Annotated in this window: 24 protein-coding genes; 8 read left to right on the top strand and 16 right to left on the bottom strand. The window is 64.8% G+C overall.

What is annotated here, in order from left to right; all coding sequences use genetic code 11:
* Window positions 1–40: 40 nt before the first annotated feature.
* The 3 genes from AC1PLU_RS15635 to AC1PLU_RS15625 form a co-directional block, all read right to left on the bottom strand.
* Entirely contained in the window at window positions 41–367 is a 327-nt protein-coding gene (locus AC1PLU_RS15635; protein WP_115038383.1) for an XAC1346 family secretion chaperone, read from the bottom strand.
* 257 nt (window positions 368–624) lie between these two features.
* The gene (locus tag AC1PLU_RS15630; RefSeq protein WP_039528386.1) at window positions 625–966 is read right to left on the bottom strand and encodes a hypothetical protein; all 342 of its coding nucleotides are present in this window, start codon (window positions 964–966) and stop codon (window positions 625–627) included.
* Window positions 967–1,088: 122 nt separating this feature from the next.
* On the bottom strand, window positions 1,089–2,264 hold the full coding sequence (locus AC1PLU_RS15625) for a thiolase family protein (RefSeq protein WP_481106691.1): 1,176 nt from the start codon (window positions 2,262–2,264) through the stop codon (window positions 1,089–1,091).
* A gap of 173 nt (window positions 2,265–2,437) precedes the next feature.
* Here AC1PLU_RS15625 and AC1PLU_RS15620 point away from each other — a divergent pair, with 173 nt between their 5' ends.
* Window positions 2,438–5,287 carry a S8 family serine peptidase gene (locus AC1PLU_RS15620; protein ID WP_481106690.1) on the top strand — a complete coding sequence of 950 codons (2,850 nt, stop codon included), beginning with the start codon at window positions 2,438–2,440 and terminating at the stop codon, window positions 5,285–5,287.
* 43 nt (window positions 5,288–5,330) lie between these two features.
* Here AC1PLU_RS15620 and AC1PLU_RS15615 read toward each other — a convergent pair whose 3' ends face one another.
* The 3 genes from AC1PLU_RS15615 to AC1PLU_RS15605 all read right to left on the bottom strand — a co-directional run bounded on the left by AC1PLU_RS15615 (window position 5,331) and on the right by AC1PLU_RS15605 (window position 8,419).
* Window positions 5,331–6,431 (bottom strand): Glu/Leu/Phe/Val dehydrogenase dimerization domain-containing protein, encoded by a 1,101-nt coding sequence (locus AC1PLU_RS15615; RefSeq protein ID WP_481106689.1) that lies wholly within the window; start codon window positions 6,429–6,431, stop codon window positions 5,331–5,333.
* 156 nt (window positions 6,432–6,587) lie between these two features.
* Window positions 6,588–7,856 (bottom strand): 2OG-Fe(II) oxygenase, encoded by a 1,269-nt coding sequence (locus tag AC1PLU_RS15610; RefSeq protein WP_481106688.1) that lies wholly within the window; start codon window positions 7,854–7,856, stop codon window positions 6,588–6,590.
* 35 nt (window positions 7,857–7,891) lie between these two features.
* On the bottom strand, window positions 7,892–8,419 hold the full coding sequence (locus tag AC1PLU_RS15605) for a YgjP-like metallopeptidase domain-containing protein (RefSeq protein WP_023903278.1): 528 nt from the start codon (window positions 8,417–8,419) through the stop codon (window positions 7,892–7,894).
* A gap of 176 nt (window positions 8,420–8,595) precedes the next feature.
* On the opposite strand from AC1PLU_RS15605, the gene AC1PLU_RS15600 reads away from it, so the two are divergent.
* Window positions 8,596–8,769 (top strand): DUF1328 domain-containing protein, encoded by a 174-nt coding sequence (locus AC1PLU_RS15600; RefSeq protein WP_006452844.1) that lies wholly within the window; start codon window positions 8,596–8,598, stop codon window positions 8,767–8,769.
* A 196-nt stretch (window positions 8,770–8,965) separates the two neighbouring features.
* Here AC1PLU_RS15600 and AC1PLU_RS15595 read toward each other — a convergent pair whose 3' ends face one another.
* Window positions 8,966–9,220: a DUF2789 domain-containing protein gene (locus AC1PLU_RS15595; protein ID WP_006452845.1), complete on the bottom strand. Its 255-nt coding sequence runs from the start codon at window positions 9,218–9,220 to the stop codon at window positions 8,966–8,968.
* Between the two features lie 131 nt (window positions 9,221–9,351).
* On the opposite strand from AC1PLU_RS15595, the gene AC1PLU_RS15590 reads away from it, so the two are divergent.
* The gene (locus tag AC1PLU_RS15590; RefSeq protein WP_115038393.1) at window positions 9,352–9,618 is read left to right on the top strand and encodes a DksA/TraR family C4-type zinc finger protein; all 267 of its coding nucleotides are present in this window, start codon (window positions 9,352–9,354) and stop codon (window positions 9,616–9,618) included.
* Window positions 9,619–9,633: 15 nt separating this feature from the next.
* Here the strand turns inward: AC1PLU_RS15590 and AC1PLU_RS15585 are convergent, their stop codons facing one another.
* Window positions 9,634–10,227, bottom strand: a complete 594-nt coding sequence (locus AC1PLU_RS15585) for a mechanosensitive ion channel family protein (RefSeq protein WP_317060125.1) — start codon at window positions 10,225–10,227, stop codon at window positions 9,634–9,636.
* 72 nt (window positions 10,228–10,299) lie between these two features.
* A complete protein-coding gene (locus AC1PLU_RS15580) occupies window positions 10,300–10,548 on the bottom strand; it encodes a hypothetical protein (RefSeq protein WP_268212241.1) in 249 nt (82 codons plus the stop codon).
* Between the two features lie 187 nt (window positions 10,549–10,735).
* Here AC1PLU_RS15580 and AC1PLU_RS15575 point away from each other — a divergent pair, with 187 nt between their 5' ends.
* Genes AC1PLU_RS15575 through AC1PLU_RS15565 form a run of 3 tightly spaced genes read left to right on the top strand, consistent with a single transcriptional unit; the run spans window position 10,736 to window position 12,752 of the window.
* Window positions 10,736–11,323 (top strand): RNA polymerase sigma factor, encoded by a 588-nt coding sequence (locus AC1PLU_RS15575; protein ID WP_268212239.1) that lies wholly within the window; start codon window positions 10,736–10,738, stop codon window positions 11,321–11,323.
* A complete protein-coding gene (locus AC1PLU_RS15570) occupies window positions 11,320–11,856 on the top strand; it encodes a hypothetical protein (protein WP_268212237.1) in 537 nt (178 codons plus the stop codon). Before AC1PLU_RS15575 ends, AC1PLU_RS15570 begins: the two co-directional genes overlap by 4 nt.
* Window positions 11,857–11,867: 11 nt before the next feature.
* Window positions 11,868–12,752 (top strand): DUF4097 family beta strand repeat-containing protein, encoded by an 885-nt coding sequence (locus AC1PLU_RS15565; protein ID WP_481106687.1) that lies wholly within the window; start codon window positions 11,868–11,870, stop codon window positions 12,750–12,752.
* A 75-nt stretch (window positions 12,753–12,827) separates the two neighbouring features.
* Here the strand turns inward: AC1PLU_RS15565 and AC1PLU_RS15560 are convergent, their stop codons facing one another.
* From AC1PLU_RS15560 to AC1PLU_RS15545, 4 genes are all read right to left on the bottom strand, one after another.
* Window positions 12,828–13,013, bottom strand: a complete 186-nt coding sequence (locus tag AC1PLU_RS15560; RefSeq protein ID WP_010366034.1) for a hypothetical protein — start codon at window positions 13,011–13,013, stop codon at window positions 12,828–12,830.
* 232 nt (window positions 13,014–13,245) lie between these two features.
* The gene (locus AC1PLU_RS15555; protein ID WP_481106686.1) at window positions 13,246–14,601 is read right to left on the bottom strand and encodes an Hsp70 family protein; all 1,356 of its coding nucleotides are present in this window, start codon (window positions 14,599–14,601) and stop codon (window positions 13,246–13,248) included.
* Window positions 14,602–14,724: 123 nt separating this feature from the next.
* Window positions 14,725–15,198, bottom strand: coding sequence for an FKBP-type peptidyl-prolyl cis-trans isomerase (locus AC1PLU_RS15550; RefSeq protein WP_104549896.1), 474 nt, complete (start codon window positions 15,196–15,198; stop codon window positions 14,725–14,727).
* Between the two features lie 289 nt (window positions 15,199–15,487).
* Window positions 15,488–16,552, bottom strand: coding sequence for a cation diffusion facilitator family transporter (locus tag AC1PLU_RS15545; protein WP_481106685.1), 1,065 nt, complete (start codon window positions 16,550–16,552; stop codon window positions 15,488–15,490).
* A 115-nt stretch (window positions 16,553–16,667) separates the two neighbouring features.
* Between AC1PLU_RS15545 and AC1PLU_RS15540 the strand changes: the two genes are divergently transcribed.
* Entirely contained in the window at window positions 16,668–17,003 is a 336-nt protein-coding gene (locus tag AC1PLU_RS15540) for a zinc ribbon domain-containing protein YjdM (protein ID WP_115038409.1), read from the top strand.
* A gap of 117 nt (window positions 17,004–17,120) precedes the next feature.
* Here AC1PLU_RS15540 and AC1PLU_RS15535 read toward each other — a convergent pair whose 3' ends face one another.
* From AC1PLU_RS15535 to AC1PLU_RS15525, 3 genes are all read right to left on the bottom strand, one after another.
* Complete coding sequence (locus AC1PLU_RS15535; RefSeq protein WP_481106684.1) at window positions 17,121–17,912, bottom strand: hypothetical protein; 792 nt, start codon at window positions 17,910–17,912, stop codon at window positions 17,121–17,123.
* Between the two features lie 235 nt (window positions 17,913–18,147).
* Entirely contained in the window at window positions 18,148–19,203 is a 1,056-nt protein-coding gene (locus AC1PLU_RS15530) for a L,D-transpeptidase (RefSeq protein WP_481106683.1), read from the bottom strand.
* A 372-nt stretch (window positions 19,204–19,575) separates the two neighbouring features.
* On the bottom strand, window positions 19,576–20,694 hold the full coding sequence (locus tag AC1PLU_RS15525; protein ID WP_481106682.1) for an alkene reductase: 1,119 nt from the start codon (window positions 20,692–20,694) through the stop codon (window positions 19,576–19,578).
* Window positions 20,695–20,915: 221 nt separating this feature from the next.
* Between AC1PLU_RS15525 and AC1PLU_RS15520 the strand changes: the two genes are divergently transcribed.
* Window positions 20,916–22,121: an MFS transporter gene (locus AC1PLU_RS15520; RefSeq protein WP_481094995.1), complete on the top strand. Its 1,206-nt coding sequence runs from the start codon at window positions 20,916–20,918 to the stop codon at window positions 22,119–22,121.
* Window positions 22,122–22,154: the final 33 nt, after the last annotated feature.

The following is a 22,154-nucleotide window of genomic DNA, read 5'->3' as shown; positions in this document are numbered from 1 at the left end:
GCCCGCTTAGCGGTGAGCGCAGTCGTTGTGACAGTCGCTCTTAGTGTTCCGGATGCTCTGCGTCGTGCTTGTCGGCGTTCTGCTCGGCCTTGTTGGCCATTTCGCGGGTCTTGTCGGCGGTGGCGTCGGCGGCATTGGCGGTTGCGCGGCTGGCATCGGCCGCCAGTTCGCGAGCGGCAACGCGTGCGTCGGCAGTGGCAGCCTTGGCCTGCACGGCAGCGCGATCGGCCGCCTGCTCGGTGGCAGCAGCAGCGTGCTTGGCGGCGGATGCGGCATCGCGGCGCGCCTGCTCTGCATCAGGGCCTTGGCAGGCGGCGAGCGTAAGGGCGGCAATGGCGCTCAACGACAGCATGCGGATCGTCTTCATGGGTGGGTCCTGTTCCTGTTCCGGTGTTGGAACGCGGAGCTTATGCAGGAGCCAATGCAGTGCGCGTCAATGCCGTACTGGCCATTCAGCCGCCGGGCGGGCATGCCGCTACGCGATTGCGAGTCATTGTCTAAGGGCGACGCGTGATGCAGACAGTGCAGGCGGATCAGGGGCGGATTCCGGGAGAAATTTCAGGCAAAGAAAAAGCCGCTGGAAACCAGCGGCTTTCTCCGAACTCGCTTGGAGCTAAGAAGTGATTACTTCTTGGCTTCTTCGGCGGTGTCCTTAGCAGCTTCGGCGGTGTTTTCAGCCGTCTTGGCAGCGTCGGCAGCCTGATCAGCAGCAGCGTCGGTTGCGGCGCCGGAAGCAGCCTGGGCAGCGTCAGCAGCGGTGTCAGCCGAAGCAGCAGCGGTGTTGGCAGCAGCCTGAGCGGCGTCAGCCGACTGCGAGCCCGAGGCAGCAGCCTGGTCAGCAGCGGTCTGAGCGTCGGCAGCAGCTTCGTTAGCCGAAGCAGCAGCGTCCTGAGCCTGTTCCGGCTTCGAGCAAGCGGTCAGGGCCAGGCCCAGAGCCATTGCGATCAGCAGCTTGTTAATGGTCATTGTTTCAATCCTCGTCGTTAGATTAGGCAACGCGCTATTGCGCGCCCCCGACATGATGACGGCCACAAGACTAGTGTCAAGCGTGCGCGCATTCAGTTTTGCAAAATCGCCGTTAAAAACAATCAAATCAATTCGATAGCGATGGCAGTCGCTTCGCCGCCGCCGATGCACAGCGTCGCGATTCCGCGCTTGCCGCCGCGCGTGCGCAACGCGTTCACCAATGTCACCACCAAGCGCGCACCGGATGCGCCGATCGGATGGCCGAGTGCGCAGGCGCCGCCATGCACGTTGACCTTGTCGTGCGCGATGCCCAGTTCCTTGATCGGCACCATCGGTACCACCGCGAACGCTTCGTTGATTTCGAACAGATCCACCTCGTCCAGATGCCAGCCGATCTTGCCGACCAGGGTCTGGATCGCGGCCACCGGCGCGGTGGTGAACCACTCAGGTTCCTGCGAGTGGGTGACATGCCCGACGATGCGCGCCAACGGCGTGATGCCACGACGTTGCGCATCGTCTGCGTGCATCAGGATGGTGATTGCCGCGCCGTCGGAGATGCTCGACGAACTGGCGGCGGTGACGGTGCCGTCCTTCTTGAAGGCCGGCTTCAGGGTCGGAATCTTGGCCACATCGGATTTGCCGGGCTGCTCGTCGCTGTCCACGACGACCTCGCCCTTGCGTGTTGCCACCGTGACCGGAACGATTTCATCGACGAACGCGCCGCTACGCTGCGCAGCCTGCGCACGCTCGACCGAGGCGATCGCGAAGGCATCCTGATCGGCGCGACTGAAATCGAACTTCTCCGCCGTGGCTTCGCCGAACACGCCCATCGCCTGGCCGTCGTAAGGATTGGTCAGACCATCCCAGGCCATGTGGTCGACTGCCTGGAAGTTGCCGTAGCGGTTGCCAGTGCGCGAGTTGGGCAGCAGATGCGGCGCGTTGCTCATCGACTCCATGCCGCCGGCGACCACGATGCTGGCCGAGCCGGCCTTGATCAGATCGTGCCCGAACATGATCGCCTTCATGCCTGAGCCGCACACCTTGTTGATGGTGGTGGCGCCGGTGGAGGTGGGAATGCCTGCCGCAATCGCGGCCTGACGTGCAGGCGCCTGGCCGAGGTTGGCCGGCAGCACGCAGCCGACGATGACTTCTGAAATGTCGGCTGGTGCGATCCCTGATTGCGCCAGCGCACCCTCGATCGCGGCGGCGGCGAGCTTGGGCGCCGGCACGCCATTGAATTGGCCAAGGAACGAGCCGATGGCAGTGCGTTTGGCAGCAACGATGACGATGTCGGACATAGAAGAGATACCGTTTAAAGTGAAACGATTATCTGCCTCATGCTCCGTTCGCGCCAGCCGCGACATGCGCTACGCAGTTAGCTGCGACAGTGGCGTGACGATGCGTTATAAAGACGTCGTTCGGGTCCGGATTGGGCCCTATCCATGGAATGGGTTCGGGGAGAACAACGCAGATGAAGAAGATAGACGTCGCCAGGACCGTCCTGGCCTCGGCGTTGGCTGTGGCGTTGACCGCGTGTGGCGGCGGTGGAGGTGGTGGCGGCATTCGTCCGACCACACCGACTGCACCGCCACCGACCTCGCCACCGCCACCACCGCCGCCAACCTCACCGCCGCCTCCGCCACCGCCGGTGGTGGCACCGCCGACGACACCGGAACCCGCATTCGACGCGCATCTGACGCTGACCAATGCGCGCGCCGCGCAGGCGTTGGGGTTCACCGGTGCGGGGTATCGCATCGGCGTGATCGATACCGGCATCAATACCAATCATCCGGCCTTGCAGGGGCGGGTCAGCGACAGCTTCATCTATGTCGATCCGCGCACTAATAATGTCGCTGCGGGCGATGTGGTGGGCCACGGCACCGTGGTGGCGCAACTGGCGGCCGGGCGTGCAGTGGGGCAGTGGCCGGGCGGCATCGCCAGCGGCGCAGGCCTGGTGTCCGCACGCATCATCAGCGATGAAGCGCCGGACGATGACGGTAGCGGCGAAGGCAACGAGGTCGATGGCCCGCTTGGACTGGCCGGCGTGCATGCCGACCTGATCAGCGCAGGCGTGCGCATCATGAATAATTCCTGGGGCGGGCTGTATTGGAACGACCCGGCGGTGACCAATCAGATTGCGCAGGAATACCGGCCTTTCATCATCGGCAACGATGGGCTGGTGGTGTTTGCGTCGGGCAACGAATCGCGTGCACAGCCCTCCGATACGGCGGCGCTGCCCAGCCAGCTGGGCCCGAACGGGACGCTGCCGGCCGCCGATCTGGAACGCGGCTGGTTGGTGGTCGCCGCGCTGGATACCGCCAATCCCACGCAGCTGGCCTCGTACTCCAATGCCTGCGGCGTTGCGATGCGTTATTGCCTGGTGGCGCCGGGCACCTCGATGTTTCTCGACCCAGATGCCACCGCCAGCAACATCCGTTATTTCTATGGCAGCGGCACCTCGTTTGCCGCGCCGCTGGTGTCCGGTGCAGCCGCACTGGTGTGGGAGGCGTTTCCGTATTTCAACAATGATCTGGTGCGCCAGACGTTGCTGGGAACTGCCACCGATCTGGGCGCAGCGGGCGTCGATCCGACGTTCGGCTACGGCTTGCTCAATGTCGGCAAGGCGGTGCTGGGACCAGCACGTTTCGATTGGGGGACGGTGGATGTCACCGTCAATACCTTGCGTTCGACCTGGGCCAACGACATCAGCGGCAGCGGTGGCCTGACCAAGCGTGGGACCGGTACCTTGGTATTGAGTAGCGATGCCAACACCTTTGCCGGCGACACCCAGGTGCTCGGTGGCACCTTGCAGACGGCCAGTCTGCAGAGTGCGCGCGTGGGCATCGCCAATGGCGCCAGGCTGGTCGGTGCCGGCAGGATCGGTGGAACGGTGAACAATGCCGGCACGCTGCAGGTCAACAGTGCCGCGCTGTCTGTCACCGGCAATTACACCCAGGCGGGTGATGGCCGTCTGGCCTTGAACGTCGGCGATCGTTTGAACGTTGCGGGCACCGCGACGATTGCAGGCGATCTGCAAGTGCTCGGCCGGCGCGATTACGTGATCGACAACAACACCTACACCTTGCTGCAAGCCACCAACGGGCTGCAGGGGCGGTTCGATTCTCTCAGCAACGGGCCGGCAGTGACCTTCCTCGATGCCAATCTCAGCTACGACAGCAATAGCGCGTATCTGACGTTGCGGCGCATGGATGTCACTGCAGTCGCGGCAACGCTGGGCGTCATCGGCACTGCATCGATGGATTCGGCAGTGCGTGTCGAGCAGGCGTTCCAGCAGGTGGACGCGCAACAACTGCAAGGCAGCGGCGCGATCAGTAACGGCTTCATTCGCGCCGCAGCGGCGTTGCAGCAATCGCCGAATGCGAAGGCTGCCGCCGATTCGTTGCGCAGTCTGTCCGGTCGTGCGCATGCGGCCTCGGCAGCGATGACCTTCGACACCATCGATCTGGGCCGGCGTGCGTTGGCGGCGCATTTCGATGGCTTGTCGCAGCAGCCGCGCATGCTCGGCGTCTGGCAACGTGCGCTCGGCGGGCCGGGCGAGGGCGGGGTGACCACGTCCGGATTCGCCACCTCCGGCTGGATGATGGGCAATGATCTGCGCCTGGCCTCCGGCGCGGTCGCGGGTTTTGCTTTCGGCGAAACGCGCTCCAACAGCCTGGGCGATCTGGATGGTGCACGTGGGCGCGATCGTCAGGTGCAAGGTCAGCTGTACTGGGGCACCACGCTGGGCTCGGCGTACACGCTGGGTCAGCTGGGTTTCGGCAATGTCGATCGGCAGATCGAGCGCAGCCTGCAGTTCGGCGAAGAGCGCAGCAGCGCCTTCAGCGACTACAGCGGCAGTTACCTCAGCGGCAACCTGGAAACCGGCTACCGCTGGGGCGGTGCACGCGCATCGTTGACGCCGTACATGGGGCTGGATTACGTGCGGCTGCGTAGCGAAGGTTTTCGCGAAAGCGGTGGCGACGGCTTCGGGTTGCGTGCCGATGCCAGCACCTCCTCACGCACCCAGGTGCTGGCCGGTGTGCGTTCGGCGTATCGCTGGCGTGGCATCCAGTTGGGTGGTTATGCCGAATGGCAGCAGGCATTGAGCAGCGAAGGCTTGATGCTGGATGCCAGCTTCATCGGTGTGGATGCGTGGGCACCGTTGCGCGGCATGCAGCCGGCGCGCTCGGGTGGCCTGTTCGGCATCGCGGCCTCGGCGCCGTTCGGCAACCGGAGCGAGCTGCGTTTCGGTTACGACCAGCGGGTGGGCGAGCGCGGCGACGATCGCGCGCTAAGCCTGCGTTACAGCGCCGATTTCTGATCGGCGTTCTGCATGCCCAGGCACTGCTGCCTGGGCATGCGGATCACTCGCCGCGCAGCTTGTGCAAAAAACGCGGTGCGGTGCGGCCCAGCGGCAGTTTGAGCTTGCTGATGGCCTCGATGCGCGTTTCGGCAATCTGATCGGCCGCCTGCTGCGGCGGTACGCCCAGCTGCGTGGATAGATCGAACACCTTTTCCAGATTGTGATAGATGCTGCGGATCAGCCGCATCGCGCGCTCGCGGTTGTAGCCGTCGATCTCCAGCGACACATTCATCACGCCACCCGCATTCACCACATAATCGGGTGCGTACAGGATGCCGCGCTTGTGCAACTCTTGCCCGATGGCGGCGCTGGCGAGCTGGTTGTTGGCGGTGCCGCAAATGATCTTGGCCTTGAGCCGTGGCAGGGTCTGTTCGTTGATCGCGCCTTCCAGCGCGCACGGCGCGAACACATCGGCCGGCACTTCGTAGATCTCGTCCACACGCACGGCTTCGGCGCCGTATTCGGCCACTGCGCGGTCCACCAGCGCCGGGTTCAGATCGGTCACATAGAGTTTGGCGCCGCGTTCCTTGAGCAGCTTGACCAGCTCCATGCCGATATGGCCCAGGCCCTGGATCGCGATGCTGGACTTGCCGACTTCTTCATGGCCGAGCCTGCGATTGAGCGAGGCCATCAGCGCCTGCAGCGCGCCGTAGGCGGTGAATGGCGCCGGGTCGCCGGAGCCGCGATGCACCTGATGCACGCCGGTGACGTACTCGCTCTCCAGGTAGATCTTTTCCATGTCGTTGACGTCGGTGCCCACGTCTTCGGAGGTGATGTAGCGCCCGCCCAGGGTGTCGACAAAACGGCCGAACGCGCGGAACAGCGCCTCGCTCTTGTCGGTCTTTGGGTCGCCGATGATCACCGCCTTGCCGCCGCCGATATTCAGCCCGGCCAGGGCGTTCTTGTAGGTCATGGTGCGGCTGAGCCGCAGCGCGTCGTCGAGTGCCGCTTCGCTAGTGGGGTACGGGCGCATGCGCACGCCGCCCAGTGCCGGCCCGAGACGGGTGCTGTGCAAGGCGATGATCGCTTTGAGGCCGGCGTCGCGGTTGTGACAGAAAATCACCTGCTCGTGGCCGGTGGTATCGAGGGTTTCGAAAAGCATCGAAGGCTCCGCGGGGCTGCGTGATGTGCCTTCCCTGAGGCCGGGTCTGGACCCGTGCAATGGGAAACAAAAAACGCGACGTCTGCAGACCCTGTCCGATCACGTCGCGCTGCAACATTTTAAACCACGTCGGCAGGGGCTTGTGTATGAATCTGTTCACCAATGCCGATAGCGCTGCTGCCGAAACCACAAGGTTCCCAGCCATTTGCTCCCCGTGGTGACCGGCAGGCCGGCGTGCAACGAATCGGGATCGGGGTGGCCATCGGCCTGCAGGTTGTCGAAGCACACCACCGACCCGGCACGCGGCTGTATCCGGATGCCAGCAACAGGGAACTCGGTTTCGCCGCCTGCGCCGACATCGTTGAGATAGACGCACGCGGTGCGCAGCCGATTGCCGGCGCCAGGGCGGTCTGCGGCGATCGTGCCGGGCGGCAGGTAGTCGCGATGGGCGCGGTAGTGCTCGCCCGGCGCGTAGCACAGCACCGACAGCGCTTCGGCGTGGGTCAACGGCAGCTGCGCGCAGGCCGCCACGCGCGCCTGCGCTGCACGCGCGGCGAAGTCTTCGAGGATCGGATCCAGCGTGGCGCCGCGGCTGGTGCGGATCGGCGTTCGGTGCGTGCTCGCATCGTTGGGGTCCACCACCTGCGAAGCACGCAGATGCGGCCGTGCCAGCAGCATCAGCAAGCGGCATTCGTCGGCAGACAGCACAGCGGAGACTTCCTCGATCATGGGCGCGTCGTGGCGGCGCGTCGTCACGTTTCTTTGGGGCGCGAAACTGATGTGGTCCTCTTCGCCAATGGGGTCGCGACCGGGATCGGGTGGCGAGATCCGCACATCGGGCAGTGCGGCGATGCCCAACGGTTGCAATTGCCGCAACAGCTGCGCCGCGGCCTCAGGCTGCGGCAGGACGCCTTCGCCACGCAGCAGGCGCTCTGCCAGCAGTGCGGCCGCCAGCGCATCGCCGCCTGCGGCGGCGCGCTCCAGCAGGGCGACGCAGCGGCGTTGCTGTTGCGGGTCATCGATGCGGCCGTGCTGGATGGCCAGTGCGCGGAGTGCGAGTGGGTAGTCGGCCGAGGCTGCGGCGTGCAGTTGCGCGTATGCCTGCGGCGCCAGCGCCAATGGAGTGTCAGTGACCGCCAGCGTTGCCAGCAGATAACGCGCCGCTGCGGAGTCGTGGCGCTCGGCCTGCTGCCAGTGCGCCAGCGTCTGGGCAATGTCCACATCGCAACCGACACCGTAGGCCAGCATGCGCCCGGCTTCGATCAGTGCCGTGGGATCGCCGGCCGCCGCGCCGCGCGCGTACCAGACCAAGGCCTGCTCGGTCTGCCCGGCGCGCACCAGCGCTTGTGCCAAGGCATTCATTGCCGCGGGTTGTTGCCCGTTGGCAGCCTGCGTCAGGGCGGCGAGTGCATGCGTCTGTTCCATCGCGGCATCCTAAGCCCTGCCCGCGCGATGCGCGATCAGCGGTTCGCCGACAGCGCCAGCTGGGTCAGATACAGGCGCAGATCGAACTCCAGTTGGTGGTAGTCGCGCGTCATGTGGTTGCACAGCTGGTAGAAGGCCTTGTTGTGATCGGCCTCCTTCAGATGCGCCAGCTCGTGGGCCACGATCATCTGCAGAAATGGCTCTGGAGCGTCGCGGAACAGCGAGGCGATGCGGATTTCGCGGCTGGCCTTGAGCCGGCTGCCGTGTACGCGCGAGATGGCGGTGTGCGTGCCCAGCGCATGCTTCACCACCTGCAGATGGTTGTCGTACATCGCCTTGTGCAAGGTGGGCGATGAGCGCATGTAGCGCTCCTTCATCGCTTTGACGTACTCGTACAGATGGCGGTCGGTGCGGATTTCATGGCGGTCCGGGTAGCGCCGCGCCAGCACCGTTGCGAGTTTGTCCTGCGCGATCAGCTCGCGCACCTGATCCAGGACCGCGGGCGGGTAACCGGTGAGATAGCGGAGAGTGTCCATGCCGATCGAGTGCTGCGAAGTGCGCATGATCGCCGATGCAGGTGCCGGTGGCGAATCTGCGCGCGCGAATGTGGCGGTGTGTGTCAGGCGTATTCACGAATGCGGCACACCTGGATGCGTAGCGTGCAGCGCATGTTTTGCGGTGTATTGCCGCAGGCACACGACTAAAAACACGGCACCGTGCCGAATGAGGAGACAACAACATGATCAAGTGGGCCATTATTTTCGCCATCATCGGACTGATCGCCGGTGCGCTCGGGTTTGGCGGCATGGCGGGCGCTGCGATGGGCATTGCCAAGTTCCTGTTCTGGGCCGGCATCATCATCGCTATCGTGCTGTTCGTGCTGGGTGTGACGATCGCCAAGAAGGTGACCTGACGTTCCAGTGCCTGGCGTCGGCGCGCGCTTCTCACGCCAGCCGCGTTACCCGGAATGCAAAAGAGCGGCCACTGGCCGCTCTTTTTTGTTACTGCAATCTGATCAATCGAATCGGCCGGGGCAGGTATTTGGCCGGCGCAAGTAAAAGACCGCAGGCGAGTTCTACCGCAATGCCTTCGATGCGCTCTCGCGCAGATCAGACGCCGGTGTCTTCGGCGGTGGTGTGCAAGGCGATATTGAGTTGATCGATGGTCACGATCCAGTCGGCATCGTCGAGGCGTTCTTCACGCAGCAACTGTGCCTGTGCCGGGGTCCAGAAGGGCGCCTCTTCCAGACGCACATCGCCCGGCAATGGAGAGTGCTCATCGATAAAGTCGCGAATGCTGACTTCGTCCGATGGCAGACCCAACTGGGCGAATAATTCGGAGAACGGGTGGACAGGTTGTTCCATTGCAGATTCCTCGAAGAGTGCGAATACCCCGATGCTAGAACACCCGATTTGAGCGCACTGTGCACGTCCGGCTTGGATTTGCCTGCGGGCATGCCCATATTCCACTCCTGAGCCAACAAGCCGAGGCGATCATGGCGACCGGATGGGCGGGTGATGGGGCGGTGCAGGACCAGATCGATGCAACCGTCGAAGATGCGATCAAGCGCGCGCGGAGCCAGCTGCATCAGGGTCCGAGCCTGACGCATTGCGAAGAGTGCGATGCAGCGATTCCCGAAGCGCGCCGCAAGGCAGTGCCGGGCGTGCACCTGTGCGTGAATTGCCAGGAAGCGCACGATCTCGAGCAGGCGGCGCAGGGCGGCTACAACCGCCGCGGCAGCAAGGACAGTCAACTGCGTTGACAGCTGGTGGGTGTCTTAGTTGGCGTTGAAGTGGCTGGTCTCGCGCCAGCGACGCGTGGTGCGCTGGAAGAACAGGCTGTTGGGGACCTGTAGCACGCTGCCGGCGTGATCGCCGGTTTCTTCCAGTGTCGTGTAAATCACGTTGATGTCGATCACGCGGCCTTTCAGGCCCGGCTTGTCGCCGCCTTCGAGCAATTCGATATGGTCGTGCAGGCGGAACGGGCGCGTGGTGATGATCAGGAACGTGCAGAAGATATTGGACAGCACGCTCCATGCCGCGAAAAACGCCACCGCACCGACCGCCGCGAACCCGGTGAATGCGGTCCACAAGGTGCCGCTGGAGACGCCAAGCACGTTCAGCACCGTCAGCACGGCGGTGACCGAGATGACGAAGCTGCCTACACGCCGGATACCGATCATCATCTCTGCCGGCAGGCTGTAACGCGTGCACAAGCGCCGCAGCAGTTGCCGCAGCAGCAGCCGTACCAGCGCGGCAACGGCGACGATCAACACGATCTGCACCGTTGGCACTGCGACAGCCAGCCATTGCGGATTCCAGTGCGGCAGCAGGCTACGGATCATGGTGGGCAACGCATCGGGCGCGGACATCACATCATGCAGGTTGGGCGGATGCCCATTGTAACGGGGCGCTCGGGGAAGACAGCATGCAGTTGCAGGTGGCTAGCGCGTGACACGCGCACCGGATACGGAGAGCGCGACCAAGCGCTGCCAGCGCTGTTCCAGGTGACGCACCAGTGTCCATTCCCATGGTGTGCTCATCGCGACGCAAGACACCTGCTTGAGCGGTAAACGCAGCAGGCACAGCTCCAGGCGCGCCGGGGTCAGCGTGAGCTGCAGCGCATCCATCGGCAGCGGGGCCGGGCAGTGGGTGGAGCACAGGCTCAGGAGCAATCCGAGAACTTGCGGCATGTGGGCTTCCGATCAGAATGCCTGCGCTTGGAGCGGCCGATGACCGTGCCCAGGCAAGCGATGCGACGCAGGAGTGCGCTATCGAAAGGATTGGATGCGCCGGCAGGCGAAAAGGTTTACGCCGCGCTCGAAGAAAAAGAGTTTGCCGGGTTTAAACCTTTGCGCTGTCTGGCGCATCGAACTGGATATGCTCGACACCGCCATGCCCATCGATGCCTCAGAGTGCGACAGCCCCGCCGACCGCGACGACGCCGGCTTGGCGCGTGCTGCTGCGCGCGGAGATCGCGCTGCCTACGAGACCATCTATCGTCGCCATTCGCCACGGTTGTATGCGGTGGTCTGGCGACTGTGCGGCGGCAATGCGGCGCGTGCCGACGATGTGTTGCAGGAAACCTTCATCGCGGCATGGAAGGCCTTGCCGCAATTCCGTTTTCAGAGTGCGCTGGGCACCTGGCTGCATCGCCTGGCGGTCAACACCGCCTTGATGGAGTTGCGTGCGCGCTCGGCTGCGAGCGATCACATGGTGGACGATGCCGACGGCGAGATCCTCGCGGGGATTCCCGGCGCAGCGCATTGCCAATCGACCCGGATGGATCTGGAGCGCGCGCTGGAAACATTGCCGCCGCGTGCACGCGCGGTGCTGGTACTGCACGACATCGAGGGCTGGAAACATCAGGAAATTGCCGACCAACTGCACATGGCGGTCGGCAGTTCCAAGGCGCAACTACATCGCGCGCGTGGTTTGCTGCGTGCGCGGCTGGGAGACACCGTATGAACCACGATCACCATGATTCACGCGACCCACGCGAGACCGATGACGCTGCGTTATGCGCGGGTTTGCGGGCATTGCCGCAACACCGCCAGCCACCGGCGCAGATGTGGGAGCGCATTGCGCCCGCATTGACGGCGCACTCCAGCGTGGTCGCATTGCCGCCGCGCCGTCATCGCGCCTGGGCGTGGCCTGCACTGGGTGTGGCGCTGGCCGCTGCGCTGGCGTTGGTGGTCATCGTGCCCGGGCTCGATCGGCAGGCACGTACGCCCGTCCCCATGCAGCCCGCGCTGGTGGCGCAGGCTCAGGCGATGGCCGGGCAGTACCGGCAGGCGATTGCGGCATTTCCAGTCCAACAGGTGCCGGCCGATCTGCGTCCGGCGCTGGATGAGCTGGATCAAAGCGTACAGGCCATCCACGCCGCGATCGCGCAGAGCCCGGGCTCTGCATTTTTGTTGTCGCAGCTGCAGCGTACCTATGCGAAGCGGCTGCAATTGACCCGCCTCGCCGCACAGGGCGAGGCGTCTTTCCCTAGCTGAGGAGCATGCCCATGCGTTACGCCCATCTTTCCCTGTTGCTGCTGGCTGCGGTGTGCGCCGCGCCGGCAGCGGCGCAGACCACGCTGAAGCAGACCCATCCGCTGGCGCGCGGTGGGCGCGTGGAGGTGGAAAACATTGCCGGGCAGATTCGCGTGCGCGGCTGGGATCGCGACGAGGTGGCGCTGACCGGCAGCTTGGGCGAGGGGCAGCGGCTGGATGTCGACGCAAGCCCGGACCTGCTGCAGCTCGAGGTGATCTACCCGCGCAACGGCCGCAACAGCAAGGGCGCTCAACTGGAGTTGCGGGTCCCGCGTGCGGCGTTGCTCGACGTGGAGGCGGTGAGTGCCTCGGTCGATGTCGATCAGGTCGATCTGGCGCGGTTGCAGCTCAAGTCGGTCAGCGGCGATGTAGTCGCCGGTGGGCGCGCCAAGGAGGCGCAACTGGAAACTGTCAGTGGCTCGCTGCGTAGCTTGGTGGCCAGTGGACGGTTGACGCTGGGCACGGTGAGCGGGCAGATCGATGCGCCATCGGGCGCCAGCGGGGTGCTCTCGGTCGAGTCCGTCTCCGGCCAGATCCGGGTTGGCGCGGGGCAGGTGTCGCAGCTGCGCGCCGAGAGTGTGTCGGGGGGAACGGCGCTGACGGTGACCGGGCTGGCGCCTGGCGGCAGTATCGCGGCGGAGAGTGTCAGCGGCTCGATCACACTGGGCGTGCCGCGCAATGTCTCGGCAGCGCTGCAGGTGGACGTGTTCAGTGGCGACATCCGCTCGGTGGCCGGGCAGGTGGAGCGGCCGGAGTACGGCCCGGGCAAGAGCCTGAAAACCAGGCTGGGGGCGGGCAATGGTGACGTCAAACTGGAATCGCACTCGGGCTCGGTGCGCGTGGATTACAGCAACTGACGCCTGCAAACCCGATGCCTGAAACGAACGTGCCACCTTGCGGTGGCACGTTGAGCAAACACTTCGGGGCAACGCTTAGGCGATCTTGTCGCCATCGTTGCGAGCGGGGCCGAAGTTGGTGGTGAGCACTTCAATCCTGCCGCCGGTCTTGCGGAACGCGGCGATGTCGGCAGCGATACGCTCACGACTGAGCGGCTGCGACTTGCCTTCGCTGCGAGCGATGCTGGGCTGGGATTTCTGCTTGGTCGCGGGACGTGCCATGTGGCCTCCTGTAGCGGGGAAGTGCAAGGACATCGCGTGCGGCTAGGGTGGCGCGCGCAGAAGCGATGTCGAGAGGTGCGATCGCGTTCGGTGCGCAATCGCGGCGGCACGGCGAGCGTGCCTTGCAGACAAGACGGCGGGGCGTCCGGCAGCAACCGTGCATTATATGGGAAGTTGCGCCGGATTGCGTTAACGCGTGCTGTGCACTGCTAACCGACCATCTGGCTGCCGCTTACCGCGCGGCAGCCCAGGCCAGGCCCTGGACCACACCAAAGGACGGATCGCCCTGCACCAGGCGCGATTCCGGGAAGGCGGCCGCGACCGTGTCACGGATATAGCCTGCGCGCGACATGCCGCCGGTGAGGAACAGCGTGGCCGGCGGCGCGGCCAGGTCGGCACGCAGCTGCGCGAGCAGGCCTTCCAGTTCGCCTAGATAGTTGGAAGCGGACGCCACCAGTGCGCTGGCCTGCACGTCCACGCCCAGCCCGCGCTCGATGAAGTCCAGTGCCGCCTGGTGCTGGTCGCGCTCGCTGAGCGCGATCTTGCAGGCTTCCACGCCGCGATACAGGCGCGCGGTGTTGCCGGTTTCCTGCAGCGCCTGCAGACGCTTGTCGAACGGGGCGGGCACGTCCTGGTACTTGTGCAGGCGGAATTCGCGCTGGCGGGTCATGTCCTGCACCATCGCCGCTTCCACATAGTGGTGGGTCGGCACGCGGGTGATGCCGCGGCCGAACAGCGGCATGTAGGCGGCCAGGCTCAGCGCAAGATCGATATCGGTACCGCCGCGTGCGATGCCCCAGGCGCGGTGCACCTGCGGCGCGTCGCTGCCGCCGACGCTGGCATACGCGATGTCGGTGGTACCGCCGCCGATGTCCACCACCACGGTGTCGTGCCGGGTGTCGTGGCTGACGTGGTAGTGCATTGCGGCCGCTGCGGGTTCTTCGAGGAAATCCACTGTATCGAAGCCCGCAGCGATTGCGGCGGTTTGCAGGATCTCCAGTGCCTGTGCATTGCCGGCCTCGCCGATCGAGCTGCGGAACTGCACCGGACGACCCAACGTGGCGCTGCGGATGTTGATGTCGAACTGGCGCGAGGCGGTGAGCCGGATGTGTTCCAGCACATGCGTGGCGATGCCGGTGATGGTCTGGCGCGCACGCGGATGCAGGTTGTAGCCGAGCATCGACTTGGGGCTTTGCACCAGGCTGCCTTCGCCTTCCAGAAAGTAGGCATCCAGCGCTTCGTCGCCATAGACCGCGTTCTGCAGCAGGGCGGCAGAGCTGCGCGGCTCGCGTACCTGTTCTTCCATCCATTGGCGGCGCACGATGCGGATCGCATCGCGGCGCAGGCTGTCGTTGGCGGGTGTGCGGCCGGCGGCAAGCGCGTCGCGGCGACCCGAATCGATCAATCGTTCCACCTCGTATTCCAGCGCCGGGGTGAGGCTGAAATCGTCCGGGTCGCGCATGGTCTCGGGGAAATACACCGTGGTGCGGAACTGCAGGTCCTGCCCGAACCGCACCGGCACCACTTGGCCATCGACGATCGCCGCAGCGGCGGAATTGCTGGTACCGAAGTCGATGCCGAGTTTCATGCAGGCGGGCCTATGAGTGGGCCGCGCACTTTACTACTTCTGCCGTTTGCTTCGTGGGCAAAGGCCGTGCGAACGTCGCAGCAGCCGAAGCGCCGCGCACCCGCAGGCGTACGGCGCGATGACTCAAGCCGCAAGGTTGGCGACGTGACCTTCGTTCAGTTCTTCGGTGGTGGCTTCGCGCACTTCGATGACTTCGACCGCGAAATGCAGAGACTTCCCAGCCAACGGGTGGTTGCCGTCGACGGTGACATGCTCCGGGCCGACGTCGGTGACCGTCACCAGCACCGGTCCTTGCTGGGTGCGGGCCTCGAACTGCACGCCCGGCACCACTTCGATATCGGTGGGAAAGGCATCGCGCGGCACCTGCTGGATCAATTGCGCATGGCGCGGGCCATAGCCTTGTTCGGGCGCCACATCGGCGGTGAGCGTTTCGCCCAGGCGCTTGCCGTCCAGCGCCTGCTCCAGGCCCGGCACGATATTGCCGGCGCCGTGCAGATAGCTCAGCGGCGTGTCCGGCGTGGAGCGGTCTAGCACCTGGCCGGTGTCGTCGGAAAGAGTGTAGTGAATGGTCGCAACGCGACCCTGGCTGATTTCCATTGGAAACCTCCATGACGGTGATCGAGTGGAATGCATCGGCTGATTCACGATGCGAAGAGATGCTGCACGCCCACCGTAGGCAATCGCCCTCGATCATGCAACCGCAGCCGATCCGGCGGTTAGGGCGAGGATCAGCTTGGTCGTGGTGGTGTCAGTTGGGCCATGCCTGCAGCCGAAGGTCATGCGTCGATTGTCTGGCTGCACTGAAACTACGCGGCGGATGTTTTGCATCGCACGTCAGCAGGTGTTTCGCATGTTTCAACGTGCACCCCAACGCACGCGCCGCGCGCTAGTCGGGTTGTGCGCCGCGTTCGATCTCGGTGCGCCGTGCATGCCAGGTTTCAGGCGTTTGCGGCTTGATGAACAGTGCGGTGAGCTCGGGGTGCTGGCGTTTGGCGGCGGCCTCGATGCGCCCGACACAGGCTTCGATCTGCGGTGTTGTGCGGCTGTCTTCGAACTCGGCGCTCAACGCAGCCACCACTTGATTCGGGCCCATCTGCATGGTCAATACGCCGTTGGCGGCGCGCACGTCCGGGTCGCTGGCGGCAATGCGCAGCAGCGATTCGGTGACGTGCGCATGTGCGGGCTCGCCGATCAGCAAGCCCTTGGTCTCGCGCGCCAGCAGGAACGCGGTGACCGCCAGTACGCCGGCGATGCCGATCGAGGCGATGCCATCGAGTTCGGGCATGTCCAGCAGCTGTGCGCCGGCAAGGCCAAGCACGGCCATGAACAAACCGATCAATGCGGCGCTGTCTTCGAGCAGCACGGTGAACGTGCTGGGATCCTTGCTTTGCCGAAACGCCTGGAAATAGCCCATGCGGCCCTTCTTCGCGCGGAACTCGCGCAAGGCCACCACCCAGGAAATGCCTTCGAACACGATCGACACGCCGAGCACGATGTAGGCGATCAGATGGCTCTTGGCCGGCTCGGGATTGCGCAGATGCACGATGCCTTCGTACAGCGACACACCTGCGCCCATCGCAAATACCAGTAGCGCGACGATGAAGCTCCAGAAATACAGCTCGCGTCCGTAGCCGAACGGATGGGTAGGCGTCGGCGCCTGCGCTGCGCGGCGCAGGCCGTAGAGCAGCAGCACTTCGTTGATGGTGTCCACGAGCGAATGCACGCCTTCGCTGAGCATCGCCGAGCTGCCGGAAATGCCGGCGGCGATGAACTTGGCGATGGCGATGGCCAGATTGCCGGCCAGCGCCACGTAGACGACCAGGTGCGAGCCGGTCTTCTTTGCGGGACTGGCCTTTGCCGCGCCGGGTCCGGTGGACCCAGGCCCGGCAGCCCGATGCTCTGCAGATTCGGGCGCGCCGTTGGGCGTATTGGAGACCGACTGATTGGACACGCGCGACCTGCAAGGCATTCGACAAGCGCCGCACTATCGCGCCACCGCCGTGCCGGAGACGTGATCGCGCGGCCGGGGCGCTACAATCCACGCCCGTTTTGAGCTTAGGAATCGCATGTCCACCGTTCCCGCCTGTCCGCAATGTGGCCTGGACAACACCTATGTCGACGGCGCCTTGTCGATCTGCGCAGACTGCGGCTTCGAGTGGAGCGCCGGCGACTCCGCCGCGACCGCGACGGTGGTACGCGACAGCAACGGCAATGTGTTGCAGGCCGGCGACACGGTGAGCGTGATCAAGGACCTGAAGGTCAAGGGCTCGTCGATTCCGCTCAAGCAGGGCACGCTGATCCGCAATATCCGCCTGGTCGAAGACGATGCCGAGCACATCGAAGGCAATTCGGAAAAGATCAAGGGCCTGGTGTTGAAGACCTGTTTTCTGCGCAAGGCGTGAGGCGATTGTGGCTGCGGCAATGCCGCAGACGGCATGTGTAGGAGCGCGCTTGCGCGCGATAAGGCGTTATCGATAACGCTTTATCGCGCGCAAGCGCGCTCCTACCAAGCGCCACTTTCAATCGCGCGGGTAGACCGCTGCAACCGTGCAGCTCTGGCGCATCCGCGCAGCCAGGCCACCGCGTGTGGCGCTCAGGTCGCCCTGCTGGCCGGATCCGGCAGCCGCGCCGGCAAGCGCCATCTCGTCGAGCACGTCGACCTTGTCGCCGGGATTGCCGCAGATGGCATTCAAGCCCATGCCGGACACGAAGCGGATCGGCGGCGCGCCGCTGAGTTCGCGGCAGCTGTCCATCAGTTCCACACGGTAATGGCGATGCGTACCGGGATGACGTGGTGAGACTTCCACCACCAACCCTTGGCCATCTTCCGACCAGGAGCGCAGCATGCTGGGATTGAAGCAATAGCTGGATGAGCCGGCGAAATTGCGCCGACGCGACTCGCGCACGCTGATGCCTTCCAGGGTCGGTACGCCGCTATGGTCGCGTTGCCTGGCTGCGCTGGCGTACTCGCGCGCACTGAGCGTGGCGACCTGGCTGATCGCGCAGCGCTGCTGAGCGGTGCTCACGTACGCTTGCGCACCATTGCAGACCCAACCGTGCGCCGCCAGCAGGCTCGCGTCCGCTTGCGCGGCAAGTTGCGGGCAGTCCTGCGCCAAGGTGAGGCGGAACAGTCGTCCGCCGTGTTCGGCCACGGCCAGCGTGCGTGCATCGACTTGATGCAGCTCGGCCAGCTGGCGTGCATCCACACACTCGGCGTTTGGTGCAGTCGGGCGCACCGGCTCGGCCGCCGCAGTGGATAACGCGCAACTGAAAAGCGTGCTGCCGAGCAGAACCGCAGTGAGTACACGCATCACGCACATCCTTGGCAATGAGGTATGGCTGCATCATCTGCCAAGCAGGCTGCGCTGACAATCGCAACGTGCGACGCGTCTAGCGTTCGACAAAACCGGGCGGGCGGCCTGCGCTGGGCATCGCCAGCGTACATGAGCGCGTTGCCGATGCTGATCAGCGACATGTGCGCGCGCAACCTCACGCGCACATTGCACCTTGCACCTTGCTGCTGCGATAACGCTGCGCAGCTTGCGCTCAAGGCGCCTCGGGCGGATCCGAATTCAGCACCTGCAACTTGCCGCCGGTGGTCTCGGGAAGAATGCGCTGATCGGTGGCCACCAACACCACACCAGGCGTCAGCAGCGGCAGCAATCCAGCCAGAAATGCCGGTGGAACCTGCAGCCGCGCGATGGTGTCGGCGTCCAGTGCTTGTCCTGCTGCGGCACTGCTGCCGGGGATGCCGATGCGCATCCAGTTGGGCATGCGTTGACCGGGCAGGCCGGGCAGTTCGCCGGGCAAAAATCCCTGGCCGACAATAAAGGCCTGCGTGCCCAGCGGCGCGGCGCCCGGTTGGGCGTGCAGGGCGACTTGCGCACGTCCGATTTCCACACCATTGCGATACACCACCAGTTGCTGGTCGCTGCTGCTGACCAGCATCGAGATCGGACCGGTGGGCGCCAGTTCCGGTTGCCATGCAAATGCCTGGCCGTTGGGTAGCGGCAGCAATGCGCGCTGCGCGCCGGTGGTCGGGTCGATCGGGCTGAGCGCGCGTGGATGCACCACTGCGTCGGAATCCATGCCAGCCTGCGCGACCACCACCACCATGCCCATGTTGGAGTTGTCGAACAGCAGCCGCGCGAATTCCGATGGCAGATGCACGCAGCCATGCGATTCCGGATAACCGGGCAAGCCGCCGGCATGCAAGGCCACGCCATCCCAGGTCAGTCGTTGCTGATACGGCATCGGCGCGGCGTTGTAGATGTTGGAGCGGTGGTCCTTGTCCTTCTGCAGGATGGTGAACACACCGGTAGGCGTCTCGTGCCCGGGCTTGCCGGAACTGATGGTGGAGACACCGATCAGGATGCCGTTGCGATACGCATAGGCGCGTTGCTCGGTGAGGCTGACGATCACCGCCATCGGCCCCCAGCCTTTGCTGATGCCGCCCCAGATCCATTCGCCCGGTTTGAGCTGTGCGGGCGCGGTTTCGGCGGGGCTGGATTGGCGCGCGCCCCAGAACGGCACGGCAAGCGCGTGCCCGCAGATCAGCAGCGTGCACAAAAAAACGGAAGTGAGCAGGGGCCGCATCGGCATTCCAGAAAAAGCAGTGTCGGCACGATCCTAGCGGGGCAGGGTGTGCGCGTCATGTGGTTGGTGTTGGTGTTGGTGCGCGATGCGAAGGTGGCGGCGTTGCGATGGGCGCGATGTGTCCGCGGTTGGGTATCCAACGAGCCTGTTGCGCAACCAACGCATATGCGTTTGGCCTTGCACGCTGGTTCAACGATTGACTTGCAAACGCAAGATGGTCGCCCAATCGCGATGGCAATCGCGCAGAGGTCCGCGCTGCGCTCACCTGAGGAGTCGGTGGGCGATGTGCTCAGAACCGCAGTGCACAAGTGTACTGGCTGATTCGAAGCATCGACTGCGCTCGCTTGATGCTGAGCGCAGCCGGTGTGCCAGCCGGGCCTAGTTCGGCAATGCGGGGTAGTCGATGTAGCCTTCGGCACCGCCGCCGTACATGGTGGCCTGATCGAAGTCGGCCAGCGGAGCGTTTTCGCGCAGGCGACGCACCAGATCCGGGTTGGCGATGTAGGGGCGGCCATAGGCGATCGCATCGGCATAGCCGCTGTCGATGGCCTTTTCGGACAGCGCCTTGTCGTAGCTGTTGTTGGCGATCCAGGCACCGTCGAACTTCGCGCGCAGCGCGGCGTAGTCGAAGGTCACGTTGTCGCGCGGCCCGCCGGTTGCACCTTCGATCACGTGCACGAAGGCCAGCCCGCCGATCAGGTTGAGACGCTCGACCGCACGCTCGAACAAGGGCTGCGGATCGGAGTCGTGCATGCCGTACACCGGTGTGACCGGCGACAGGCGCACACCGGTGCGCTCGGCGCCAATCTCGTCGGCAATGGCCTGCACCACTTCGGCCAGCAGACGGGTGCGGTTTTCGATATCGCCGCCGTACGCGTCGGTGCGCTTGTTGGAACCGTCACGCAGGAACTGGTCGAGCAGGTAGCCGTTGGCTGCATGCACTTCCACGCCGTCAAAGCCCGCATCGATGGCGTTGCGCGCGGCGATGCGGTAGTCCTCGATCAGGGCGGGGATTTCGTCCAGCGCCAGTGCGCGCGGCTCGGACACATCTTCAAAGCCGTTCTTGGTGAAGGTCTTGCCTTCGGCACGGATGGCGCTGGGCGCAACCGGCGATTCGCCCGGCGGCAGCACGCTGGTATGCGACACGCGGCCCACGTGCCACAGCTGCAGCACGATCTTGCCGCCGCGGCGATGCACTTCCTCGGTGACCGCCCGCCAGCCTTCGACTTGTTCCTTGCTGTGGATGCCGGGTGTGTCGAGATAGCCCTGACCGAGCGGGCTGATCTGGGTGCCTTCGGCCACGATCAATCCGGCGCTGGCACGCTGGCCGTAATACTCGGCGGCGAGCGGCGAGGGCACCTGACCGGCGACGGCGCGGTTGCGCGTCAGCGGCGCCATGATCACGCGGTTGGCAAGATCCAGCGCGCCCAGGCGCACCGGGGAGAACAACGGAGATTCAGTGGATTTGGACATCAGCAACCAGTTGAAGTTGATCACGCGCCAGGCGCGACACCGCGCCGATCGCGAGTGCCCCCTAGCGATGGTGGCGGACCCAAGCGGATTCGAGCGATGCCGATAGGACACAGCGTCTTTCATTGCAGTGAAAGGCGCTGAACTGTGACGTGTTGGGGCTTGGCGCTGAATCGCTGCAAGCGGCATCCTTTCGCTCGATGCTGCATTGCACAATAATAAGCCGCCCCGTCATTCTGGAGTCGGGCATGTCCGATATCGCTCTCTCACCGCCGCCCGTCTCGCGGCGCGATTACGTGCTGATCCTGTTTGCGCTGGCAATGGGCGGCTTTGCGATCGGCATCAGCGAATTCTCGACCATGGGGTTGATGACGCAGATCGCGCAGGGGCTGCAGATCAGCGAGCCGCAGGTCGGTCACATCATCAGTGCCTATGCGTTAGGTGTGGTGGTCGGGGCACCGTTGCTGGCGATTCTTGGCGCGCGCTGGCCACGGCGCACCTTGTTGCTGCTGTTGATGGTGTTTTACGCGTTGGGCAACCTGGCCAGTGCGTTGGCGCCGAGCTATCACACGATGTTGCTGTGCCGCTTTATCGCCGGTTTGCCGCATGGCGCTTACTTCGGCGTGGCCTCGTTGGTGGCCGCATCGATCAGTCCGCCCCATCAACGCGCCACCGCGGTGGGCCGCGTGTTGATGGGCCTGAGCATCGCCTTGCTGGTGGGCAATCCGCTGGCGACCTGGCTGGGCCAGATCGTGAGCTGGCGGTGGGCGTACGCGGCGGTGTCGGTGCTTGCGCTGTGCACGGTTGCCGCAGTGGCAGCGCGCTTGCCACCCGCGCCGGACGAGCCACGTCAACAGCCGTTGCGCGAGCTGCGCGCGTTCAATCAGCCGCAGGTGTGGCTGGCATTGGCAATCGGCGCGGTGGGTTTTTCCGGCATGTTCTGCGTCTTCAGTTATCTGGCGCCGACTTTGACTGCCGTCACCGGCGTGGAGCCGGCGCGGATTCCGTTGGCCATGGTGGCGTTCGGTGTTGGCGGCGTGCTCGGCAGCATCCTGGGCGGCTGGTTGTTCGACCGCATGCAGTTCCGCGCGGTGCCGGTGCTGTTGGTGTGGTCGGTGGTGGTGATGCTGACGTTTCCGTTGGCCGCGCAATCGGGCCTGTGGGTGTTCGTCTCCATCGTGGCCGTCGGCACCATGGGCGCATTGGCCCCCGCATTGCAGACGCGTTTGATGGATGTGGCAGCCGAAGCGCAGACCCTGGCGGCAGCATCCAACCATGCGGCGTTCAATACCGCCAATGCCTTGGGCCCATGGCTGGGGGGCATGGCGATCACCGCAGGCTGGGGCTGGACGTCCACCGGGTATGTGGGTGCGGCAACCGCGCTGGGCGGTTTGTTGGTGTACGCGCTGGCGGTGTGGCAGGAGCGTCGGCAACGTGTGTTGGTGGCGAGCTGATCTGCATTGCCGCGTTCGGTAGCTCGTTTTTCT

Source organism: Xanthomonas sp. NCPPB 2933 (assembly GCF_056725225.1).
This window is presented reverse-complemented; position numbering and strand designations above follow the sequence as displayed.